Genomic DNA, 23444 nt, shown 5'->3' on the forward strand with positions numbered 1-23444 from the left:
CGCAGCGAGCAACTCTACAGTAGCGCGTGCGCATGCTACACGTCCATCTAATGGAACGTCCAATAGCCTTCGCCGTTTCCTCTAACGACATTCCCAGTTCCAAGGGCAGCAATACTGCTTGTGCCGCCCTCAACTCCTCTGCTGTTTTAGCTGTTCTCAATAATTCCCGGGCCGTTACTAATTGATCTATTCCACTTGCTTTTCTTGCCATGATTTTTTCCTCGTAATTCATGGCTATATTGTTTCATTTCTTCATTTTTCAATGCAAATTGGAATAAGAACTAATCATGACAGTTGTTTGCTTGCAACAATACGCAATAATTGTTAAGTTTTTTCTGTAACAATTAACACTTTCTTGACATTTTCTATGGTAGGCTTCGCTCTCAAAGAATTTCACTTTGCAGCATCAGCATGCTCAGAAACAAATATAAGTTATCAAATTTATCTTTTTAATTACTAATGCAATAAGCTTTCGAGTGAAATTAATTGGTAAGACACATAAAAAGCTAAAGGTTTCTATCAAAAAAGGAAAGGGAAAAAAAATAGATGTTTAAAAGACTTAAACTTTATGCAGTAGCAGCTGTTTGTAGTTTGTTATCGGCACAGGCTCAGGCTGAAGCTATCGAACCTGACTTCCAAGTCTGGGGTCAGATTATGGCGAATATAAACTTAGGGAATGTAACAGGTAATGAAAATCTGAAAAATTGGAGAATTTGGGCCGAAGGACAGGGGCGTTTTGGTAATGATGCTTCTCAATTTAGTCAAGCTATTATCCGGCCAGGTATAGGTTATGCTGTCAATGACAAAATAACTATCTGGGCGGGTTATGCTTGGATTCCAAATGCTAAACCTCTTGCTAACAATATTGGAGGGAAAAATTTTGATGAGAACCGAATCTGGCAACAATTAATCTATGCTGATACCTTCTCGTTTGCTAGATTTCAATGGCGTAGCCGCTTTGAGCAACGTTTTTTTGATGAAGACATTCCCGAACCCGGCTCCAATCATGTAGCCTACCGATTCCGCCAATTAATAAAATTTGCGTTCCCAATGACTTTTATTCATGAGAATCTTAGTTTTATCGTGCAGGATGAATTGTTTATCAACATGGCTACTGCTCATAAGGGCTGGATTACAAAGGGCTTTGATCAGAACAGAGGTTTTGTTGGGTTAGGCTGGAAATTCAATAAAATCGCCACCGGGGAAATTGGCTATATGAATCAGCTTATTAATAGGCCCCATAACACCCGTCCGGATCAAATGATGCATATTTTGGGCGTAAATTTGTTTTTGACTTTCTAGTAACTAGAATATCTGCCCCGGTGTCTCAGTAATTCAGACACTTGGGCAGAATCATATCAAGTAATTTTCATACGTTGATAGCCAACCAGAAATACACTACACATTGAAGCGAAAATGGATCACATCGCCATCGTTGACAACGTATTCCTTACCTTCTAGGCCCATTTTTCCAACTTCTTTGGCGCCTTGCTCACCGTTATAAGCTACAAAATCATCATAGGCGATGACTTCAGCCCGGATAAAGCCTCTTTCAAAATCAGTATGAATCACCCCGGCTGCTTGTGGAGCAGTATCTCCTTTGTGAATCGTCCATGCTCGCACTTCCTTGACACCCGCAGTGAAATAAGTCTGAAGCCCAAGTAGCTGATAAGCAGCACGAATCAAACGGTTTAAACCTGGTTCTTCCAGATGAAGATCAGCCAGAAATACTTGCTTATCTTCATCAGACAGATCCGCAATTTCTGCTTCGAGTGCTGCACAGATTGCCACAACAGGCGCTCCCTCCCGTACCGCATACTCCTGAACGCTTTGCAGTAGTGGATTATTTTCAAAACCATCATCCGCAACATTTGCCACATATATAGTTGGCTTTGATGTCAACAAACACAATAACTTCACTAGCGGCTGCTGCTCTTTCTCTAACACTAGACTGCGCGCTGGTCTACCTTGGTCAAGATGAGCATGTAATTTTTCCAGCACGCCCACATATCGGATACTCTCCTTGTTACCCGATTTAGCAAGCTTGGCTTCTCGTTGCAGTACCTTCTCCACTGTGGCCATATCAGCCAATGCAAGCTCGGTTTGAATTACTTCAATATCCGAAATGGGATCCACCTTTCCTGCCACATGAACCACATTGTCATCAGTAAAACAACGCACCATATGAACAATACCATCAGTTTCACGGATGTTTGCCAGAAATTTATTGCCTAGCCCCTCACCTTTAGATGCGCCCGCTACCAGACCGGCAATATCGACAAATTCGACAATGGCAGGCTGTACTTTCTGGGGTTTAACAATTTCGCTGAGCTTTTTGAGACGCGGGTCAGGAACTTCGACAACGCCCACATTAGGATCAATTGTACAAAATGGGTAATTTTCAGCAGCAATGCCTGCTTTGGTTAGCGCATTGAAAAGTGTTGATTTACCAACATTAGGGAGGCCAACGATGCCACACTTCAGGCTCATAATCTGATTATTATTAAATTTCTAGTAAACGAGAAAATACACAAAATAAAAAGTATAGTTTTATGTCTCTTTTTATTTTGTGTGTAATTTATGCATTGCAGCAGAGTAATCACCACTTGCGATGAGGGGCCAGACAATCAGACTTCGCTGGATAGCGTCATCAATCAATAAAGCTTCTTCTTTTCGGGGTGAATGCAATACATAATCCACTACCTCATTTTTATTCCCTGGATGGCCTATTCCAATTCGCAATCGCCAGAAATCCTTGGTAGCAAGACGTGAAATAATATCCTTTAGACCGTTATGACCTCCTGTGCCCCCACCTAATTTTAACTTGACAGTTCCAGGGGGCAAATCCAGTTCGTCATGAACAACCAATAACTGGTCAGGGGAGATCTTATAAAAACGAGATAAAGCTGCCACAGCCATCCCACTTGCATTCATGTATGTCTGTGGCTTAAGCAGCCATAACTGCTCATCATCTTGCATAACATTTGCACACAAACCATGGAACTTAACTTCAGATTTGAATGTGATTCGCAATTGCTCTGCCAAACGACACAGCCAGTGAAATCCAACATTATGTCGCGTAGCAGCGTACTTCTCTCCAGGATTACCGAGTCCTACAATGAGTCTCATTCTTTACTCGATTTGATTACACAACAATAACTTTCCATCAATCTGAACATGTTCATCTGCGATTTCTTAATTTTGGGAATCGAAATACAGAAGAGATTAACTCATCCTGTATTTCCAATTCATGCGACCTATTTATTCGGCCATTTAACCCATTTAAGAATTAACTCGCACTACTTTCTTCAGCTGCGCCTCGCTGAACAATGAGGGTAGCCACTGGTAGATTATCACCTCTGATCAATGCAGGAATTTCCACATTTTCTGGCAATTTAAGATCGCTCAGATGCAAGGTACTACCCGCGGTCATTTCTGACAAGTCGACGGTAATATATTCAGGCAAATCCTGAGGAAAACACGATATATCTACTTCAGTGAGCACATGACTGATCATGCCACCTGCTAGTTTTACTCCAGGCGCAAGCTCAGCATTAATGAAATGCAGCGGAACCTTAGTGTGTATTTTTTTATTCTTATCAATCCGCTGAAAATCTACATGAAGCACCTGCAGTTTATAAGGATGCATTTGTACATCACGCAACAATACCTGTTCCTTAACACCGTCAACATTTAACGATAAAACAGATGCATGAAACGCTTCCAGTTTTAGCTTATGGAATAGATTGTTGTGGTCTAATTCTATAGATTGCGCAGTACCCTCTCCACCATAAACCACTCCAGGAACTTTACCAGCCACACGCAGGCGGCGGCTCGCACCTTTGCCCTGCAATGCACGTTTATTAGCATCAATTTCAATTTGCATTTCAATTCTCCAAAATAAGATTTATCCGCGACCAGATAAATCAAAAATAAAAATATCTTCATTTATTCCATAAACAATGAGCTCAATGAACTCTCATTACTTATTCGGAGCAGGGATTCACCCAGTAAACTCGCGACACTTAACTGACAAATTCGATCACATGCCTTGGCATCCTCACGTAACGGAATCGTATCAGTAACTACTAATTTATCCAGTTTAGAATTTGCAATCCGCTCCACTGCCTTACCAGATAGCACCGCATGAGTAGAATAGGCAACCACACTCGCGGCACCACCTACCTCTTTTAAGGCCCTGGCAGCTTCGCATAGTGTATTAGCCGTATCTACCATATCGTCTATAATGACACAAGTACGCCCATCAACTTCACCGATAATATTCATTACTATAGATTCATTCGGTTTAGGGCGACGTTTATCGATGATCGCAAGATCGCACTCTAAACGTTTTGCCAAATGTCTCGCTCGTACCACACCACCCACATCAGGCGATACGACGATCAAGTCTTGATAATTATGCTTCCATATATCACCTAACAATATAGGCATTCCATAAATATTATCCACTGGTATATCAAAAAAACCCTGGATCTGATCCGAGTGCAAATCCATTGTCAAAAGTCGATCTACTCCAACAGTGGTAAGCATATTGGCTACTACTTTGGCTGTAATCGGCACACGCGCCGAACGCGGCCTTCTATCCTGACGCGCATAACCAAAGTATGGGATTGCAGCTGTAATACGGCCTGCTGAAGCACGCTTCAAGGCATCTACAATCACCAATATTTCCATAAGGCTGTCATTGGTAGGTGCACAAGTAGATTGCAATACAAACACATCCTTGCCACGCACATTCTCAAGAAGCTCGACCATGATCTCGCCGTCACTAAAACGAGAAACCGTTGCTCGTCCTAAATGAATATTGAGATACTTGACCACATCCTGGGCCAGTTGTGGATTGGCTGTGCCAGTAAAAACCATCAAGCTGTCATAAGACATGGCTAATAGTTTCCTGCTATCGACTGGATACTGAAAAACACAGTTCCTCCTGGTAATACAAAGCTCGCCACATAATTATAAATTTATATGCTCTGATTTAAACCAGAAAACCAGTTACTTGAAATCGATTCTGATCATTACAGATTACTGGCTGGGGAGGTAGGGATCGAACCTACGAATGCCGGAATCAAAATCCGGTGCCTTACCGCTTGGCGACTCCCCAAATTCACTACTCTACTAAAAATTTCTGCAATGGGTGATAAGCTAATCCCTCTGCAACGAAACCACTCATTCCATTGGGCAATTGCTGAAAAGCATGTTTCGCCGCCCGTTCGTTTGCAAATTCGGCAAACACACAAGCACCCGAACCACTCATTGCGACTAATGTCGTATTATTCAATTGCTTCAGCCACTGCAAATATCTTGCCACAACAGGATACATCTGGCAAACCACTGTTTCAAGATCATTACGTCCTTGCCAGATGGAAAAGGGCGGTATTGTGATAGGATTTGTGCTTCGTGTCAATTCATTGTTTGAAAAAATTTGTCCTGTTGAAACATTCACTGATGGTGTTAACACTAAATACCAGGCTGGTGGCAAAGCGATCGATGAAAGTTTCTCACCTATCCCTTCTGCAAAAGCATTTTCACCATAGATAAATACGGGAACATCAGCACCTAGCTCTAACCCTAATTCCATCAAGTGTGCTCTTTTCCAATTCAATCCCCATAAGCGATTAAGTACAAGCAAGGTCGTTGCCGCATCGGAACTTCCTCCTCCCAATCCGCCACCCATGGGAATACATTTTTCTAAAAAAATTTCTACTCCAAGATTTGTATGACTTCTTTGCTGCAACAATTTTGCCGCCCGAACACACAAGTCATTTTCTTCAGGCACGCCAGGAATAGGAGTGTGCAATTTGATGACAGAATCATCTCTTAAAACAAAACTCAGCTGATCCGAAAAATCTATAAACCTAAAGACTGTTTGCAACAGATGATACCCGTCTTCCCGGCGTCCCACCACATGCAGAAATAAATTAAGTTTGGCAGGTGCTGGAAAGGTTTGCATATTTTTAAATATTATAAAATATCTTCTAAGAAGAGAATACCATTACTCTTTGATTTTCCAGTTATCGATGACCAATCTCAGTTTTAAATCTATATGGCTAAGCTCCAATACCCTTGGAAGATTATTGTATGCGGGAACAAGTTGCGAAAAATAATCCAAATAAGTAATTTTCCAGCCGTCTTGCCTGATCGCTACCGTGCGGCCACTTCTATCCAAATCCTTTTCAGACATTGTGAATGGAAAATGAGTGCCCTGCACCCAGAATTGTAATCCAGAAAGCGGCAAACGCCATCCTAATACATCTTCTGTCAAATTTTCCACACTACTTGCATAATAAGCTTTTTGTTCTGAGGTAATAAGACTCACACCTTCTGGACTCCGCTCAATCTGAGCAACAGCCTGCCCTAAGGGTGAAAATAACATTATCTCGTCACTGATCTCGGTATGCTGCCAGTGCACACCGCCTGAAAATCCATTCTTACCTGCCTTGACCGAAACTCTCCCCATCAAATCAAAGTGAGTAACTATCTCCCTTCCTACCCCTTCGCCAGGTTGGGTAACAACAGTAGTAACGACATTCCGGCTTTCAAATACTGCACAGCCTGCAAGCATCGAAATTATACAAATCAGAAACTTCCATACAAAAAATTCATTATTTTTTCTAATGCTATTGACCAATGGATATCAAACCTACACTTTGTTTTTCTACGTTCCTAGCAGTTAAGTATCCAAATTTCTGCTATTACCTATTTTCGCTTCAAGTCGTGCATCATTGCTTCATAACAAAGCAAATGTTAATTAAAAACCACTTCTGGGTGCCTCAGGTACACTCTTGTTATTTTGAGTATCTGGCAATACAATATTTAATTCAAGCGTCTCTTGATTCTCATCCTGTTCAAATTTAACTGAGATAGCGTCTTGATCCACTTTGACGTATTTACGAATGACTGTCAGTAACTCTTCTTGCAATTGCGGAAGGTAAGAAGGTTTATTACGATAATAACGTTCGTGTGCTACGAGAATTTGTAACCTTTCTTTAGCAACAGAAGCTGTTTTGGATTTAGATGATCTAAAATAATCCAGCAAGCTCATTATTTTCCTCCAAAAAGCTTCCTAAGAAATCCTTTTTTACCCTCAATAAAACGATGAGGCCTTTTTTCCCCGAGATAACGCGCCACTATATCAGCATAAGCCTGGCCCGCGTCACTTTTCTCATCTAAGATCACTGGAATACCTGAATTAGATGCGTTTAGAACAGATTTCGACTCTGGAATAATGCCCAACAAATGCAGAGATAATATTTCCTGCACATCTTCCAGGCTCAACATTTCTCCTGCTTCAACCCGATACGGATCATAACGAGTTAATAATAAATACTCTTTGATGGGTTCCATCCCTAACTCAGCTCTTCGTGATTTACTTGACATAATACCAAGCATACGATCCGAATCTCTAACAGAAGACACCTCTGGATTGGTAACGACAAAAGCATCATCAGCGAAGTACATCGCCAAATGAGCGCCCTTTTCAATACCAGCGGGTGAGTCACACACGATATATTTAAAATCTTTAGAGAGCTCTTCTAACACTCTCCCCACCCCCTCCAGACTTAAAGCATCTTTATCGCGTGTTTGTGAGGCAGGCAGAATGAAGAGTAAATTACAGTTCCTATCGCGAATCAATGCTTGATTAAGATTTGCTTCACCATTAATCACATTGATGAAATCGTAGACAACTCGCCGTTCACAACCCATGATAAGATCAAGATTGCGTAAACCCACATCAAAATCAATTACGACTGTTTTATGCCCCTTTTTTGCCAATCCCATGGCAATAGCCGCACTTGTAGTTGTCTTACCAACTCCCCCCTTGCCCGACGTTACGACAATGATTCTTGCCACTTAATCCTCCCTCCTTCGCTGAGATATCCTATCCTAATTCTTTTATTATCAAAGCATGATTCTGCAAATAGATTTGTACTGGTTTTTTTCTAATTGTTTCCTTAAGATCCTCGCTTGTTTTATAATCTCCAGCTATTGAAATAAGCTCAGCTTGCAAATCAAAGCAGAATATTCTTGCATTCGTATCGCCTTGTACTCCCGCAAGCGCTCTACCTCTTAATGTATTGTAAACATGGATATTACCTTCAGCCATGATTTCAGCGCCCGCGCTGACCTGAGCTAATATAATCAAATCGCCAGATACATAAATACGTTGACCCGAACGAACAGGCTGAGTAATCAGTGTCGCCGCATTATTCACGACAACTTCCTTAACAATCGTTTGGGGGCTGGGTGCAGATGTTCTGGGTATTTCAGCGGCGGCTATACTTTGACTACTTCGAGTGTTATCTACTGGAATAAATATCGAATTTGCCTGTTCATTCTGAGACTCGCTTCCGCCACGTATTCCTATAGGGAATAAGCCAATCTTACGAATAAGCTGCACTAATCTTACAACATCTATTTCATTATTATTATTGTTTAATGCGTGCAGATCAAACACGATGGGTGAATTTCTGAAAAAATCCGGTGCCTGAGATACCTTTTGTAGCAATCGTTGTTCGATTACAATCAAATCATTAATATACAAAACCAAAACCGGCACAAAAAAAGTGCTGCTTCTAATTTCCAGCACTGGCTGGACTTCATTTATTTTTTCTGGTTCTATCGACATCTGTTAAATCAAGCTGGTCTTAATAATAGAAGATAATATCGATATTAATTTATTTATTGACAACAATTATGCATTATATCTTCCAATCGAAAGGAACTAATATTTTTGCTCAGCATTTGAACAATTTAACTTCTACAATCCAATCTACCTCTATCCTCTTGCAACTATGAAATTAATCTAATCATAACGCAATTCATTCTGCATAAAAGTCCTCTCTGCCACCTCTGGCAGGCTGTTGAAAAACTATCTACGTTACCGCTGCGGTGTCAAAAAACAGGTTCAAGATGCTTATTTATCAAGCATAAACTCCACTTTTTTCTCTCCCTGTTCTTGCCTATCATCTACAGCCTCAAATACGTTTTTCAACAGCCTGCTAGGCTAGAATTATCTATTTAATCTATTGTCAAAAAGTTAATACCATATTTTTTAGATTTGATGAATGATTCTATAACCTCAGAAAGTAAGCATACTTGATAAAGGAGGAAATATGAAATCTTATCTATCAATAATCAGTTTACTTTTATTGCTGAATGGATGTACAAGCTTGCCGTCTGCCATAAGAGATTTTCCTTCTGTTAATGTGTCTTACCAGACAGTAAATCAGGATATCAGCGCTTATAAGGATGTCCCTGTTCGCTGGGGTGGTGTGATCATCGACGTAGAAAACGAAAAAGACTTCAGTCGGGTACAAGTTTTATTTTATCCTCTTAATTATAGAGGGTATCCAAAAATAGACAAAAAGAGTGAAGGTCGCTTTGTCATTGAAAGCAGTGATTTTCTCGACCCTGCTGTTTATGCAAAAGATACTGAGATAACAGTCGCCGGAACAATCAAGGGTGATATTGAGCGCACTATTGGCAATAAATCTATACCAGTGCCGCTTATTTTAGCCACATCAATCTATTTGTGGCCTAAAGATTATCGTAATTATTATTATTCTGTGCCTTATTATCCTTATTATTGGTGGTAAAGGGTTTTGTGTATATTTTTCTGCGACATTATTACTTATGAAAAAATTGAGCAGCATGATATAGCTGCTCTCAAAATACTCAAGTAAAAACGAAAAACGAATTTATTGCATCAATCTTTTCATGGTATCCAATAACATTTTGGGTGAATTTCTGAAAAAATCCGACGCCTGAGATACCTTTTGTAGCAATCGTTATTCGATTACAATCAAATCATTAGTATACAAAACTAAAACCGGCACAAAAAAGTGCTACTTCCAATTTCCAGCACTGGCTGGACTTCATTTATTTTTTCTGGTTCTACTGAGCATTTGAACAATTTAACCTCTACAATCCAATCTACCTCTATCCTCTTGCAACTATGAAATTAATCTAATCATAACGCAATTCATTCTGCATAAAAGTCTTCTCTGCCACCTCTGGCAGACTGTTGAAAAACTATCTACGTTACCGCTGCGGCGTCAAAAAACAAGCTCATTTATCAAGTTAAACTCCACTTTTTTTCCCCTGTTCTTGCCTATCATCTACAGCCTCAAATACGTTTCTCAACAGCCTGCTAAGCTAGAATTATCTATTTAACCAATTGTCCAAAGGTTAATACCGTATTTTTAGATTTGATGAATGATTCTATAAACTCAGAAGGCAAGCATACTTGATAAAGGAGGAAATATGAAATCGCATTTATCAATAATCAGTTTATTTTTCCTACTGAGTGGGTGTGCTAGCTTGCCGCCCGCCGCAATAAGGAATATCCCCTTTGTTGATGTGTCCTACCAGACAGTAAATGAGGACATCAACACTTATAAGGATGTCTCCATTCGCTGGGGTGGTGTAATCGTTGACGTAGAAAATGAAAAAGATTTTAGTCGGGTGCAAGTTTTATTTTATCCTCTGGATAAGAGAGGTTATCCACAATTAAGCCAAAAAAATGAAGGTCGCTTTGTCATTGAAAGTAGTGATTTTCTGGACCCTGCTGTTTATGCAAAAGATACTGAGATAACAGTCGCCGGAACAATCAAAGGTGATATTGAGCGTACCATTGGCAATAAAACCATACAAGTACCCCTTATTTCAGCAACGGCAATCTACTTGTGGCCTAAAGATTATCGATACTATTATTATGGCCCAGGTAGATATGGAGGATATTACGGTTATCCTTATTATCCTTACTTTGGCTATTACGGTTATCCTAGTTATCCTTCCTTCTACAGGAGACACTTTTGGCCTTACTGGTGGTAAAGAATTTTGGGCGTATTTTTTGACTAATCACAATTTGTTTACTGATATTTCTTCTTTCACCTATAGCAGCATTTTATCTTATTTCTGAAAATGAACTCTTCATGTTGATAAAGCTCGAGCGCTTTAAATACATCATCGACAATCATCACCAGAAAGTTCATCCAGCAGGTGATAAAAATCAAGCAGCATATAGCTGCTCTTAAAATATTTCACTAAAAAAAGCTACTGCATCAATCTTTTCATGGTATCCAACAACATTTCATTGCCTGGATTTGCTTCAAGTGCAGAACGCCAAACCTTCTCAGCATCCTCTTTTGCCCCCTTAGCCCAGAGCACTTCGCCTAAATGAGCGGCAATTTCTGGATCAGGACGAGTAGTAAAAGCAAGATTCAGATAATTGAGACCTTCACCAAGATTTCCCATCCGGTAATACACCCACCCCAGACTATCCATAATGTAAGGATCTTCAGGCGCTAGCTCAACCGCCTTTTTGATTAAAGCCAATGCTTCTGGCAAGCGCAACCCTCGTTCTGCGAGACTATAGCCTAATGCATTATAGGCATGCGCATTATCTGGTTTCAACTCGATCAGTCTGCGTAAATCTTTTTCTACGATGTCAAATTTGCCAATTTTGTCTGCTGCCAAAGCCCGATCATAAAGAAGGTCAGGCTGATCAGGAATTTTTTCAAGATTTTTGTCCAGTAACTTAAAAACCTCTTGATCCGCATTAACTTCTCGTAATAATTGTGCTTCAGCTAAAATTAATTGGATGCGTTGCTGCTCATTCTCCGGTGTTAATCGTTGCAAATGCTGGCGCGCGCGATCAATTCCTTCTTTCCTGAATAGCAAAACAGCATAACGGATTTGAGCGGGCAAATACCGTTCACCTCCACTTATTTTCTGATATGTTTCAAGAGCAGCATCAAAACGTTGAGTAACTTCATAAATTCGCGCTAAATTGAAATAGATATTATTGGGATCTTCATAACCTAGATCCAAAGCTTTCTTAAAATTTTCTTCAGCACCATCGAAATCATTTAATTCAAGAGATAATAAACCAACTGCGAGCGCAATATCAGCATTAAACGGATTCTCCCTCATCAGTTTCTGGAACTGATCGCGCGCTGAAACAAAATTTTTCTCCGACATCAGCATGCGAACATAAGCGATTCGCATATCATTGGCTTTAGGATATTTTGCGAGATAATTTTCATAAAAAGTCATCGCTTCTGCATTAGCAATTTTCTGCAAAATTCGACCTTGATGAATCGCGGCAACTTCCCAATCAGGACGTAATGCCAACGCTTTTTTCATTTCCTTAAGTGCGAGATCAAGCTGATTAGCATTCCATGCAGCCTGGGAAATTGCGAAATGTGCTTCCGGCAAATCAGGGTAAGGAGTCGCAAGCTGTTGCAGCAACTTCAGTGCTGCTTTTTTGTCACTGTGACGTGACAGTAGCCTACTCAAATGCATAAAAGCCTTATCAACGGAACCTTTCTCGGACGATAGCAGTTTCTCAAGATGAGGACGTGCTTTATCAAGCTTCCCAATACTCACAAACAAGGCCGCTGCAGCTTGACGCGCATTGATTGAATCTGGCTCAATGTCGACCCACAAAGTAATAGCTTCCTCTGCTTCATCAGGTCGACGGGCACGAAGCGCTACATCTGCAGCACGCTCGGCAATGCGTGGATCCCGTGTTTCTCTGGCGAGCTTAGCATATCGCTCAACAGCCACATCAAGATTATCGCGTTGCAGTGCTGTTTCAGCCAGCAAAAAATCAAACAATAACTCGCTCGTCAATTCCTGGCCGAGTGATTTCAATTGCCCCTGTTGGTTATGGCCAGCCGATTCAACTGCTTGCAAATTTCCAACTTTTGGCGTCTGAGTACATCCAACTAGACCGACTAAAAACAATATCCAATGCATTCTAAAATTCATCTGAATGAGCCAATAAAATCATTAAGACTAAAAAAAAACAAACCAGTTCTTATACTACGGCATATTTAACAGTTCTCACAGTATAGCTAACGATCACAATGTATAGATGTATTTTTGATACTCTACTCACATCAATTTATGCATCTAAAGCTACTTAGTCACCTAAGGAAACCCTGAATAAGTCATCAAGCAGGAAGAATGCGAGGCAGGGGGAGTGCAGAAAACAAAATATCGGAATAGATAAGCAAATTCTGGAGCATCACCTAGCGCAATAACTCGTTTACGCAAGAGTTTATTCGGTGTTTCCCTAAAAAATGTCTTTGAAGATAGATCATTCTGTCATTAAGGATTTTGTGTAAATGGATTAGCGCTATTTGCTGGCTGATTTGGGGAAAGAGGATTAGAACCTGCTGTAGCCTTATCGCCAGCAAAAGGATTGGTAGGAGTAGCATTCTGTAAACCTGATTTAGATGTTGTTGATTGCCTGGAATCTGTTCCACTAGCAGCACCAGTAGCATGAATAAACTTCCAGTCTTTATAACTCTGTGCTTCTGAAAATGCGGAATATTGTTCTGGAAAATTTGCTCGCTTGAGCGGGATCTTGTCCGATTTGCTATATACACCGGTAATTCCCGACCCAGCTTTCTCAATCAATCCCCAGTCATGACTATTCGTCATTGGGTCAAGGAAAATTTTTCTAAGATGGCGTTTGATTACCAATGAACTCCTATCTTCGAGTAATTGCTCAAGCGATTCCGGATACCGTTTTGCTTTCCCACTTGAACTAATGTGATACGACTCGATAGCACGCTTGAATTGATCCCCCACATAGAGTAATTCTATTTCTTTCTCCCGCTGGGATTCAATCTGCCACATTGGACCAACACCTGCCAGCACCACACCTGCAAGCGCAACCGCAAATAGCGTCCAGAGATAGATATAACCTTGTTCTGCCCAGGAATAGCTAGCGTGATTCTTTATCACCATTTATCGTAAAACGTTCCATCTAATGCCTGCTTGTCAGAGCTACTGTGTATATCATACACGCCCTCAACCACCTCTTCATCAGGAGGAGGAATTTCAATCCATGTAAAAGCACTGTCGGTCATTGGATCAATTGGAATAGCACGAATATAACGCTCTTCCACCAATTGCTCCAGATTAAGCGGATAGACTCCCCTATCAGCATAAAATTTATCAATTGCATCGCGCATGATACTCAGATTTTGTCGCAATACAGCCTCTCTGGCTCGATCGACTGAATTGAAATATCTCGGTGCAACAATACTGAGTAAAGTAGCAATCACCGCCATGACAACCAATAACTCGATTAGCGTAAAACCGGTACGCCGGTAAAAATCAGATATTCTCATTTACCACTGATTATAAGGTATCCCATTCAATCCCTTTCGATCGGAATGCGAATAGATATCAAAGACATCATCTCCTTCTTCTGGATTACCGGGCGGGCTTTCGTAACTACGCTTTCCCCACGTGTCAGCATCCGGCACATTCTGATCTGAGTCTGAGTTTGTAAACATAGGGTCACGGGGTAAACGTCGCAAAAAATAGATCATGTTTTTTTTAGGATCTTTTATATTTGGCACACCTTCCACTAGGCTTTCCAATTTGCGAGGATATCCTGTCTCGTCAGCTTTCTTTTCTATACGCCCCTCATCCGCAGCCTGTTTATACGCATCGATTGCTGTGCGAATCTGCCGTAAGGCAAGACGTAATTCTTGTTCCTTCTCGCGCTTTATGGCAATCTCACGCAACGGCATCACTGCAGAAGCCAAAATAGCGACTATAGCCACCACTACCATCAACTCGACCAGGGTAAATCCACGACAGGTTGAAAATAACAATCCCGAGCTTCGATTTAGCATACTTCTAATGGATTTCGATGCTGGCTGGAGGAGGTAAGTTCACTTCAACTGGATTTCCCTTGTCATCTTGTGTTGTCGAGCTTTGAATAGCAATCTCAGTAGTGCCAGGATTTGGACTAATCGCTTTAAAACGTAAGACTGCTGTCATACCGCTTGGCTGTTCTCTACCCAACTTGATAGTACGCACTCCGGATTTCTCGCCACCATCCAGCACTTCCAGCATATCCTTATCGTATGCTAGATTAAGCTCATTCACCAAGTTGGATTTCTGGGTAACGAGTCTCACCGTAGCGGTAAATTCTCGATCCATGGCCACTGTAGCCGGTGCCAGCAATGAAAGTGACGGAGAAGAGGCGCTAGTTTGCGCAGCTGCTACGGCAAAAGGATTAGGTGCAGACTCAGGCTCAGTTGGTGGCTGCACTTCACCAAAAACAGACCGAGCAGTTGATGCAGGTCCGGAAGGGGCCAGGGCCAGCGATTGTGGCAATGTTTTCCGAATGTACGTCGACAATCTTCCAGCAGCATTGGCCGTACCAGAATAAAACTCACTCTCCAGTTTAGTCGGTTGTGTGACATTACGAACAACACGCGGTGTAATTAACAATATAATCTCCGTCTTTTGACGATTCAGATTTTGGTTACCGAACAACCTGTTCAGGATCGGTGTATCAAGCAATCCTGGTATACCTCCCAAGCTTCTTTTATCATCATCGTTTATCAAGCCCGCCAACACATGGGTTTCACCATCTCTTGAGGAAAGTAAAGTTTCCGCTGTACGTGTTCCCACGACAGGGAATCTACTACCCGAAGTTCCAGTTTCAAAAGCAGTTATCGAACTTACTTCAAGCATAACCTTGATTGACACCTCGTCATTCGGAGAAATGATAGGTTCAACTTCCAGTTTCAGTCCAACATCGATAAAAGTCACAGATTGAGATACCGTAGCAGCAGTTCCCGTGACATTGGAAGTGATGATAGGCTGCCTGCTACCAATCAGAATTTTAGCTTTCTCGCGATTCTTGACGCGAATACGAGGGTTGGCAAGCAGGTCATTAAAGGTAAGATCCTTTCTTAAATCAATCACGACTTGGTTAGGGATCGAGAAATTCTTTAAACCCATCGTAATCTCATCAAATGGTACAGGTGTGGCAATGCCAAGAGGCAAACCAGGTGCGGGAGAATAAGTGATTTGATTTGGCGTATTAATTCCAAGCTTGGCTATATTATTTCGGTTAACTTCCAAGACCTCAACATTGAGCATAACCTCTGGATCAGGAAAATCATTGATTGCAACCAGGCGCTCTACCAACCGTATTGCCTCCAGTGTGTCGCGCATAACAAAAAGATTGAGTTTCTCGTTAACGTAAATATCCTTAGCCTTGACTAATCCTCGGATCATCGCAACCATCTGTTTGACATCAGTATTGATCACATGAAAACTCCGCACCACAAGCTCTTGATAATCCTTCTGCTTAGCAGGTGTATCCGGATAGATCAATAAAGAATTGTCGTTCAATATTTTGTAAGCAAGCTGATTAGTCATCAATAGCAATTTCAAAACATCTTCAATTCTGTTCTCGCGCACAAAAATAGACGTCTTCGAGTCCTGCTGGACACTCTTATCAAAAATGAAATTGATCCCTGCTGCGCGTGATATCAGCTCAAAAATTGTTTTCAAGCTGGCATCACGAAATTCCATGGTAATGGGTTTATCAAAAGCTGTAATTAATGCCAGTCCAGGTTCTTCAGCTCGGGTAAGGCGCTGATTGATCTCCTTAATTAATTGGCGCGCATCTCCATTCATCGGGTTTTCCTGTAACACTGCGCGCACGGCCGCCTCAGCACCTTCCACATCATTTCGAGCAAGAGACTCTCTGGCTTGCTTAATAAAAGATTGCTGATATCGTTCCAGACTGAGTACTTCTAACCCAGCTCTGGCACGCTCGCTATTGGCATTAATTTCGAGTACATGGCGGTATTTCTGTTCGGCAACATCAAGATTCCCCGCTGATCGCGCACTTTCTGCTTCATTGATTATGTAATTGATGATCATTTCACGTTGCCGCGTCAGTACCGCACGAATTTCTCTGTTATCAGGCTCTTCATAGGCCGCCTGTTCAAGTTTCCTCAAACCAGCATCTAATTGGCCTTGTGCAATCAGTTGCTGACCTTCTAGAAATGCCGTATTTCTGGTGGCTAATTGCGCACAACTCGTTAATAGTGTCAGTAGCAAAACAATGAAGACAAATCTGCCTGATTTCATTGAAACCTTCCAGGGTTATTGTTATTGATAAGAAGAGTTTGTTTGATGCCCAATGGTAGATAAGTGAACTCGATCGCGTCATCATTAATTCTATCAACCCGATAGTTCTTCTCGATACGCCCCCCTACTTTTGCAATATAATAATTATCTGCCATGGAAAGAAATACGCTCGTCATCTTTCCTTCCGTAATTTTGCCGACATATTTAAATTGCAAAGGTGGTGCTACAGGGGGTGGAGGGGCAACAGGTGCTGGCCTAGCAGCTTGCCCAGAACCCCCAGAACCAAATGGTGACTGGGAAAGATCAGCACGCGGCTGCCTCGGCTCCCATGAAGTCGACGCAAAGATATCATCCGCTTCTACATTGAATTTTCGCTGCCCCAATTGATCAAGTTGTAGATGACCCATGTCACTTTTTTTGCCACGCACACTACTTGATGTAGGTCGAGTTGGCAAGATCGGTTGCACAGCTTCTTCTATGTCAACATCATTCTCCTCCAGCCATACCACTGCAATTAGTGTTGCCACTAATGCGCCCCCCAGAATCAATCTGCGAAAATTGGTCGCCTGTTTTTCCATGTCAGCCACGCAGATAAAGACTCATGCTAAGTCGCACATCCAGTTTGCCCGATTTAATATCTTCACGTTTAAGAACTACATCAACCAGCGCCATCGCGGGAATGGTTTCTAGCACATCAGCGATGAAAGCACGAATTTGTGGATAACTACCACGAACAGGCAAAATCATCTCATAACGCGCCAATTTTGATTCTTGTTCTTGCATCAATCGATAGTCACTGCCGCTTAGCTCAACCCCGCGCTTTTTAGCAATCTTATCCAATTCCTTGATCCAATAGGGCGATGAGTCGATACTCGGAAAAAAATCATAAAAAACCTTTAACGCTTGGCTATCATCTAACTGAGTGGGTACAGCAGATTGAATCTGCGTCTGCTGCTGCATTGATGCTACTTGTTCTTTGAGTTTATGGAGCGCCTCTTTTTGTGGCAAAACAGCTGCCCAGAAAAATACAATCGAAAGTACAAACAAACCCAGACCTATTTTTCCAATTAGATTAAGTCGTGTTATTTGCCAGCGTATTTGAATCAGCAGTTTTTCTAAGGTAAGTCGATCCATGTGGTGGTCAGAGAAAAAGCAATTGGTCGATAGGGATTCTGTTGCTTCACTTTATAGTTGAGCAAATATGCATTTTCAAAAACTTCTTCACGCTCAATCGCTTCGACAAAATCAGCCAGCGCCACCAAATTTCTCGCTTCACCCGTGATTCGTATCGTGCGATTGGCTACATTTGGTTGCACTGATAATAGTGCAATTTCCTTGCTAACAACATACTCTAACGAATCAAACAACACTTCCCATGGTAAATTGATTTGTCGCAAAACTTCATTTGCCTGTTTTACCTCCTTTTGTGTTTCTTGAGTAATTCGTGCAATCGGTGTTCTGGGTGTCTTTCTATGCTGTTGTTGCTGCTCAAGACGATCGATGCGTGCTTCCCAATGGGAAATTTCCTCCATGATCGATTTCAGCGGATAAAAGCATGCAACAAAAATAAGGAAACCTAATCCCAGCAAAATATAATCGATATGACGCGCTTGCTGCTCTGCATAAGGAAACCTCAGTTTCAGGTTACGCATGGCCTTACCCTATCAACTACGATAAGAGAAAGAAGGAAAATGGAGGGGTACCGGCATTTTTTCAGTCGGTAAATGAGCAAATTGCCATCCTTTATCGATTGGTAAATCCAAATCCGGATGTTCTGGTGAAAATAGATATACCTGCTCAATGGGTTCCCGATAACCGGAATTAATAACCTCTTGTTCAAGTGCAGCGAGCAACTCGGTTTCAATCGAATGTACTATGCGTTGATTACGTATTCCCTTCCACTCGCTGTTGGAAAATAAAATCATACACAGTCGCCCCGGCTCAATGACTACAAACCAGAATCGCTTATCATTAAATGATCTACACCATTGATCAAAGGCAGCTGTCAGATAGGGTTCTATTTGCTTTAACTTAATGCGATGACGAGATGCCAGCGCTTCAAACTCATTGTATAAATTGCGGGCGATCGCGGCACACACTGTACCTTGATAGGGATCCTCGTCACTTATACTCACAACCCAGCTATCGACTCGTTCTCCGAATACTTCTCGCATGCTAAAATTGGCATAAGCAAGTAATTCAGCAGAATTAGTAATTTCTTGCTGCGGTGGAACAACAACATAACGTACAAAATGATTTGAAAGCGTAATTATCAGCTCAGCGCCCTTCAAATCTGATGCAGCATTCTCTTTTTCAATCATTTGTTCAAGTTGTTGTAAAGATGTCTTCCACATGGCAGTATCTTGTTGATACTCATAGATTTTCGAAATTGCGGGTAATTGCCTGGATTTTATGCCCCGGAATGTTCTCACCATGTCAACGCGTCCGGGCGCAAAAAAAACCTGAATCTGATCACGCCATAATAGTGACTCGATCCGATCACGCCACAATAGTGACACGATTAGCCTCCTGCAAACTGGTCTGTCCTGCTTTAACCATCTCAAGCGCAGCTTCACGCAAGAAGCGGGTACCATTCTGTTTAGCTGCTTCTTTGATGCGGCGAATCGTAGCCTGTGCGATAATCAATTCACGAATCTCGTCATTCAACAGCAATATCTCGGCAATCGCACTCCGTCCCCGATAACCACTTCCACGGCACTGGCCACATCCTTTGCTGAAACGGAATTTATAATGCTCTACTTCTTCCAGAGGAATGCCGGATTCCGCAATCAATTGATCTTCAGGGTGCTCATCAGCAATGCAGTGAGGACATAACATACGAACCAATCTTTGCGCAACAATGCCATTCAGGGCTGAAACGAAACTATAGGGATCCACTCCCATATGGGAAAATCTTCCAATCACATCAAATACATTATTGGCGTGCACTGTGGTAAAAACAAGGTGACCGGTTAGTGCAGCTTGTATTGCAATTTGGGCTGTTTCGGCATCACGAATCTCACCCACCATGATTTTGTCTGGGTCATGTCGCAAAATTGAGCGCAATCCTCGCGCGAAGGTAAGGCCTTTTTTTTCATTGACCGGAATCTGGAGAACACCGGGTAACTGATATTCGATGGGATCTTCAATCGTGATAATCTTATCATCACCACGATTTACTTCCGAAATTGCGGCATAGAGTGAAGTCGTCTTGCCACTTCCAGTAGGTCCGGTTACAAGCAACATGCCATAAGGCTCCGAGCTCAACCGGCGTATACTGGCAATGGCTGCCTGGTTGAATCCAAGTTGATTCAATGTCAACCCTTCAACGTGATCCGTAAGTGCCTCCCGATCAAGGATCCGCAACACCGCGTCTTCACCAAAAATACTCGGCATGATCGATACACGAAAATCAATCTCTCGCCCTTGAATAGATACTTTGAAGCGACCATCCTGAGGAATCCGACGCTCTGCAATATCGAGATCAGACATAACCTTGATACGCGAAATCACCTGCTCAGCCAAATCATAGCCTTGCATCACACCAATAGTGGTCAATACACCATCAATCCGATATTTTATCGCTAATGCACCCTGCATCGTTTCGAGATGAATATCACTTGCCATTGATTTATGGGCATCATATAAGGTGGAATGAACCAGCCTCACTACCTTGCTCGTACCTTCATGGATCGTCTTTAATGACAGATTCTCGATACCTACCTGCGCCACCCCCTGCTGCTCCGCTGGCAACACATTATCCATCGCCCGCATATTCTTTTCTTGCTGAGCAAAAAATGCTGATAGATCAGCCGGATGCACTAAATACCACGTCACACCTACTGCAATGTATTCATCTGCCCAGGCATGTAAATTGGGTAAAAATGGATCTGCTATCGCAAGCAAGTATTCTTGATTTTTACGGAATAATACACATTCCTGTTTGACAGCTTCTGAAAAAGGCAAAATCTCAAAAGCGGGACGTAATTCGTGCAAATCTTCCATCTGGAGTACTGGCATCTGCATGAGCTGGCCCAATTCGACCATCAGCTCACTGGATGAGTAACCATATACCTCCTCCAGTATCTTGATGACAGGCGTTTTCTGAGCTACAGCCTGTTGGCGCGCTTGGCCAAGCTGATGCAGATCGATAGATGGCTTTATAAGAGGTTGAGAACTCGCTTCAATCAATTGATACTTCCTGCCAACTCAAAAATAGGCATATACATTAAAATAATAATACCACCAATAACCGTACCGATAACTGCCATCAGCAGCGGCTCGATCAACTTGGTTGTCCATTCGACCCAACGTGCGATTTCTTCATCATGAAAGCCACCAATCCGCTCCATCATGTCCCCCATAAGTCCTGTTCGCTCGCCTACTCGTAACATCCGGCTTCCTACTGGTGTCGTCAACTCTGCCATCTGCATTGCACTTGAGATTGTTTTACCTTCACGGATATGGGTAGCTGCTGCGATTACCCTTGGCCGGAAATGAGATTGCAAAAGATTACTCACCATTTCCAATGCTTTTGTGATCGGAATACCTCCTCGCAATAACATTCCCAGCGTTTTATAAAACCGGGCGAGTTGATAAATCCGCATACGCTCACCGATAGCCGGAATGCGCCATAACAACTGCATTAAACGCGCTCGGAAAGCAGGCCGGGTGAAGCTGTAAGTAGCCAGAGCCATGATAGCGGCAAAGACTACCGCTAACATCCAGCCACTTTCGTGCACCAACCGCCCCCATTTGATCAGCATAACGGACATCCATGGTAAGTCCGAACCAATATCCTCATAGATGGCACTGAATTTAGGCACGACAAACAGCAGCAAAAAAACTGCCACAAGCAGTCCAACCACCAACAGCAAAACCGGGTATATTGAAGCACCCACCAGTTTTTTACGCGCCATATCCATTTGCGTCTGATAGGTGATATATCGCGTCAAGGCTTCAGGTAAATCACCCGTTCGTTCACTCGCCCTAACCGTAGCGATATACAGTGGAGGAAATATCTGAGGATAAGTTTCTAATGCTTGTGAAAATGTCATACCTTCATACAAGCGCGCAAGAATTTCCTGGATAATCTTACGTACGCCGCTATCTTCTTCTTTCTCAATAAGCGTCTCGATACTTTCCACCAAGCTGAGACCGGCCGTTAAAAGAGAGAGGAGCTCCTGACTAAAGTGAGTGAGAGGAAAACGCGTTCTGGATTTGGGAAGCCAAGAGAAGTTTCGTTGCACATTCAGCACCATCCCACCCTGGGCAGCAATCTGCTGTCGAACTTCCTGCTCATTAGCTGCATCCAGTTCGAGAGATACTGTGCCTTGTTTGGCAAGAATGGCTTTTACAGTATAACGCATTGATCCTTTCTACCAGTTGGCAATATCGACAGCATCACCCGTACCACCCGGCTGCCCATCTTTTCCTAATGAAAACAGATCAAACTCTGCACGCTCACCCGGATACTTATATTGATATGGTTTTCCCCAAGGATCAGGTGGAGGTGTTTTACCAAGATAAGGACCTTGCCATTTTGGTTCATTACCAGGTCGTGTCACGAGCGCGTTTAATCCTTGCTCAGTCGTAGGATAGCTCCCCACATCCAGGCGATATTGATGCAAGGCTTTTTCAAGCGAATCAATCTGAGCTTGCGCCATTTTGACTTCTGACTTGCCCACCTGCGAGAAATATTTTGGACCGACATAGGCAGCGAGCAAACCTATAATGACCATCACCACTAGTAACTCTAATAGTGTAAACCCACGAATATAATTTTTGTGCTTATTCTTATAGCAGTACTCCATTTTTTAACCTCTCAACTAAAATTACAATTTTGTTTTGACCTTCAATAAGGTAATCAGTGCAATTAAAGATAATGATATGCTATTTAGCACCAATACTGCACGAAAGACAAAGTGTATCCCAGAATTATTTCAATCAGGCTTTTCATTAAAAAATATTAAAATAATAAAATGAGTATGGGGGTTGATTGACAAATTAAAATCTATTACGCCCATAAATATTTCTTAGTTTGATATTTTTTAGAATGTATGAAAGCTAAAATAACTTTATTATGTCAATTTTGGGGTATTACTCCATGTTTATCTGTCATACAGAAAATGTAGTATAGAGACATAAAAGATTCTGTGTTACCCCACAACTGGTTTTGGTTTGCACCAGTGCCTTGACTCGAATAACGTGCTTGAAATCAGCGTTCAAATACCTCTAGATTGAACTCGGAGTATAGCTGGGCATGGAACATCCCTATCTCTTCCTTTTGCGCCACCAGGTGGTTTACACTGGTTTGCATTCAGCTCAGAAAGAGCTTTTTTCATTCTCCTTGAGAGCGAAAAAAAGAAACTCAATGAGCAGTTTTTGTTGCTCAGCCAGAATTGAAGTGGTCCCCAAAAACTGTACAGATTGTTAAGCTCTGACAAAATTAAAAAGGAGCTTAATGACGATGAGTAAGAAGCGCACTCAATATTCGA

General features: G+C 42.0%; 26 protein-coding genes and 1 tRNA gene. 3 read left to right on the forward strand and 24 right to left on the reverse strand.

All coding sequences use genetic code 11. The annotated features are described in order from the left end of the window. Nucleotides 1–211: helix-turn-helix domain-containing protein (locus BLV54_RS10415; RefSeq protein ID WP_339389434.1), on the reverse strand; the 211-nt coding region annotated here is incomplete at its 3' end. A 335-nt stretch (nucleotides 212–546) separates the two neighbouring features. Between BLV54_RS10415 and BLV54_RS10420 the strand changes: the two genes are divergently transcribed. Further along, nucleotides 547–1302, forward strand: a complete 756-nt coding sequence (locus BLV54_RS10420) for a DUF2490 domain-containing protein (RefSeq protein ID WP_090571427.1) — start codon at nucleotides 547–549, stop codon at nucleotides 1300–1302. 96 nt (nucleotides 1303–1398) lie between these two features. On the opposite strand, the gene ychF is transcribed toward BLV54_RS10420, so the two are convergent. The 10 genes from ychF to minC all read right to left on the reverse strand — a co-directional run bounded on the left by ychF (nucleotide 1399) and on the right by minC (nucleotide 8650). Continuing rightward, complete coding sequence (ychF, locus tag BLV54_RS10425) at nucleotides 1399–2490, reverse strand: redox-regulated ATPase YchF (RefSeq protein WP_090571428.1); 1092 nt, start codon at nucleotides 2488–2490, stop codon at nucleotides 1399–1401. A gap of 72 nt (nucleotides 2491–2562) precedes the next feature. Beyond that, nucleotides 2563–3129 (reverse strand): aminoacyl-tRNA hydrolase, encoded by a 567-nt coding sequence (pth, locus tag BLV54_RS10430; protein WP_090571430.1) that lies wholly within the window; start codon nucleotides 3127–3129, stop codon nucleotides 2563–2565. Between the two features lie 160 nt (nucleotides 3130–3289). Further along, nucleotides 3290–3886, reverse strand: a complete 597-nt coding sequence (locus BLV54_RS10435) for a 50S ribosomal protein L25/general stress protein Ctc (RefSeq protein ID WP_090571432.1) — start codon at nucleotides 3884–3886, stop codon at nucleotides 3290–3292. Nucleotides 3887–3948: 62 nt separating this feature from the next. Beyond that, entirely contained in the window at nucleotides 3949–4902 is a 954-nt protein-coding gene (locus BLV54_RS10440) for a ribose-phosphate pyrophosphokinase (protein WP_090571433.1), read from the reverse strand. 148 nt (nucleotides 4903–5050) lie between these two features. Continuing rightward, nucleotides 5051–5125: transfer RNA gene (locus BLV54_RS10445), tRNA-Gln, on the reverse strand. Between the two features lie 6 nt (nucleotides 5126–5131). After that, the gene (ispE, locus tag BLV54_RS10450) at nucleotides 5132–5974 is read right to left on the reverse strand and encodes a 4-(cytidine 5'-diphospho)-2-C-methyl-D-erythritol kinase (RefSeq protein WP_090571435.1); all 843 of its coding nucleotides are present in this window, start codon (nucleotides 5972–5974) and stop codon (nucleotides 5132–5134) included. A 42-nt stretch (nucleotides 5975–6016) separates the two neighbouring features. Beyond that, on the reverse strand, nucleotides 6017–6586 hold the full coding sequence (gene lolB, locus BLV54_RS10455) for a lipoprotein insertase outer membrane protein LolB (protein ID WP_090571437.1): 570 nt from the start codon (nucleotides 6584–6586) through the stop codon (nucleotides 6017–6019). Between the two features lie 186 nt (nucleotides 6587–6772). Next, nucleotides 6773–7066, reverse strand: a complete 294-nt coding sequence (minE, locus tag BLV54_RS10460) for a cell division topological specificity factor MinE (RefSeq protein ID WP_090571439.1) — start codon at nucleotides 7064–7066, stop codon at nucleotides 6773–6775. After that, complete coding sequence (gene minD / locus BLV54_RS10465) at nucleotides 7066–7875, reverse strand: septum site-determining protein MinD (RefSeq protein ID WP_090571440.1); 810 nt, start codon at nucleotides 7873–7875, stop codon at nucleotides 7066–7068. The genes minE and minD overlap by 1 nt, the downstream gene beginning before the upstream one ends. Nucleotides 7876–7903: 28 nt before the next feature. Further along, complete coding sequence (gene minC, locus BLV54_RS10470; RefSeq protein ID WP_090571442.1) at nucleotides 7904–8650, reverse strand: septum site-determining protein MinC; 747 nt, start codon at nucleotides 8648–8650, stop codon at nucleotides 7904–7906. A 487-nt stretch (nucleotides 8651–9137) separates the two neighbouring features. On the opposite strand from minC, the gene BLV54_RS10475 reads away from it, so the two are divergent. Together BLV54_RS10475 and BLV54_RS10480 are read left to right on the forward strand one after the other, a co-directional pair. After that, nucleotides 9138–9620: a Slp family lipoprotein gene (locus BLV54_RS10475; RefSeq protein WP_090571444.1), complete on the forward strand. Its 483-nt coding sequence runs from the start codon at nucleotides 9138–9140 to the stop codon at nucleotides 9618–9620. Nucleotides 9621–10287: 667 nt separating this feature from the next. Then, complete coding sequence (locus BLV54_RS10480) at nucleotides 10288–10857, forward strand: Slp family lipoprotein (RefSeq protein ID WP_090571446.1); 570 nt, start codon at nucleotides 10288–10290, stop codon at nucleotides 10855–10857. A 222-nt stretch (nucleotides 10858–11079) separates the two neighbouring features. On the opposite strand, the gene BLV54_RS10485 is transcribed toward BLV54_RS10480, so the two are convergent. The 13 genes from BLV54_RS10485 to BLV54_RS16465 form a co-directional block, all read right to left on the reverse strand. Continuing rightward, nucleotides 11080–12786: a tetratricopeptide repeat protein gene (locus tag BLV54_RS10485; protein ID WP_256329385.1), complete on the reverse strand. Its 1707-nt coding sequence runs from the start codon at nucleotides 12784–12786 to the stop codon at nucleotides 11080–11082. Between the two features lie 354 nt (nucleotides 12787–13140). Further along, nucleotides 13141–13785: a hypothetical protein gene (locus BLV54_RS10490; RefSeq protein ID WP_090571450.1), complete on the reverse strand. Its 645-nt coding sequence runs from the start codon at nucleotides 13783–13785 to the stop codon at nucleotides 13141–13143. Next, a complete protein-coding gene (locus BLV54_RS10495; protein ID WP_090571452.1) occupies nucleotides 13779–14171 on the reverse strand; it encodes a type II secretion system protein in 393 nt (130 codons plus the stop codon). Before BLV54_RS10495 ends, BLV54_RS10490 begins: the two co-directional genes overlap by 7 nt. Beyond that, nucleotides 14172–14684 (reverse strand): type II secretion system protein, encoded by a 513-nt coding sequence (locus tag BLV54_RS10500; RefSeq protein ID WP_090571454.1) that lies wholly within the window; start codon nucleotides 14682–14684, stop codon nucleotides 14172–14174. It abuts the gene before it with no gap. Between the two features lie 4 nt (nucleotides 14685–14688). Continuing rightward, nucleotides 14689–16947 carry a FecR domain-containing protein gene (locus BLV54_RS10505; protein WP_090571456.1) on the reverse strand — a complete coding sequence of 753 codons (2259 nt, stop codon included), beginning with the start codon at nucleotides 16945–16947 and terminating at the stop codon, nucleotides 14689–14691. Continuing rightward, the gene (locus BLV54_RS10510; protein WP_143032481.1) at nucleotides 16944–17534 is read right to left on the reverse strand and encodes a hypothetical protein; all 591 of its coding nucleotides are present in this window, start codon (nucleotides 17532–17534) and stop codon (nucleotides 16944–16946) included. Before BLV54_RS10510 ends, BLV54_RS10505 begins: the two co-directional genes overlap by 4 nt. After that, on the reverse strand, nucleotides 17527–18081 hold the full coding sequence (gene pilO / locus BLV54_RS10515; protein WP_090571460.1) for a type 4a pilus biogenesis protein PilO: 555 nt from the start codon (nucleotides 18079–18081) through the stop codon (nucleotides 17527–17529). Before pilO ends, BLV54_RS10510 begins: the two co-directional genes overlap by 8 nt. Next, complete coding sequence (locus BLV54_RS10520; protein WP_090571462.1) at nucleotides 18063–18599, reverse strand: PilN domain-containing protein; 537 nt, start codon at nucleotides 18597–18599, stop codon at nucleotides 18063–18065. The genes pilO and BLV54_RS10520 overlap by 19 nt, the downstream gene beginning before the upstream one ends. A 12-nt stretch (nucleotides 18600–18611) precedes the next feature. Then, nucleotides 18612–19466, reverse strand: coding sequence for a hypothetical protein (locus tag BLV54_RS10525; protein ID WP_256329386.1), 855 nt, complete (start codon nucleotides 19464–19466; stop codon nucleotides 18612–18614). Further along, on the reverse strand, nucleotides 19447–21138 hold the full coding sequence (locus BLV54_RS10530) for a GspE/PulE family protein (protein ID WP_256329388.1): 1692 nt from the start codon (nucleotides 21136–21138) through the stop codon (nucleotides 19447–19449). Before BLV54_RS10530 ends, BLV54_RS10525 begins: the two co-directional genes overlap by 20 nt. Continuing rightward, complete coding sequence (locus tag BLV54_RS10535) at nucleotides 21135–22316, reverse strand: type II secretion system F family protein (protein WP_090571464.1); 1182 nt, start codon at nucleotides 22314–22316, stop codon at nucleotides 21135–21137. The genes BLV54_RS10530 and BLV54_RS10535 overlap by 4 nt, the downstream gene beginning before the upstream one ends. Nucleotides 22317–22325: 9 nt before the next feature. Further along, complete coding sequence (gene gspG, locus BLV54_RS10540) at nucleotides 22326–22760, reverse strand: type II secretion system major pseudopilin GspG (RefSeq protein ID WP_090571466.1); 435 nt, start codon at nucleotides 22758–22760, stop codon at nucleotides 22326–22328. A 411-nt stretch (nucleotides 22761–23171) separates the two neighbouring features. Then, on the reverse strand, nucleotides 23172–23444 hold a 273-nt coding region (locus tag BLV54_RS16465; protein WP_218132374.1), incomplete at its 5' end, for a hypothetical protein.

Source organism: Nitrosomonas sp. Nm33, from assembly GCF_900107265.1.
Classification (GTDB): Bacteria; Pseudomonadota; Gammaproteobacteria; order Burkholderiales; family Nitrosomonadaceae; genus Nitrosomonas.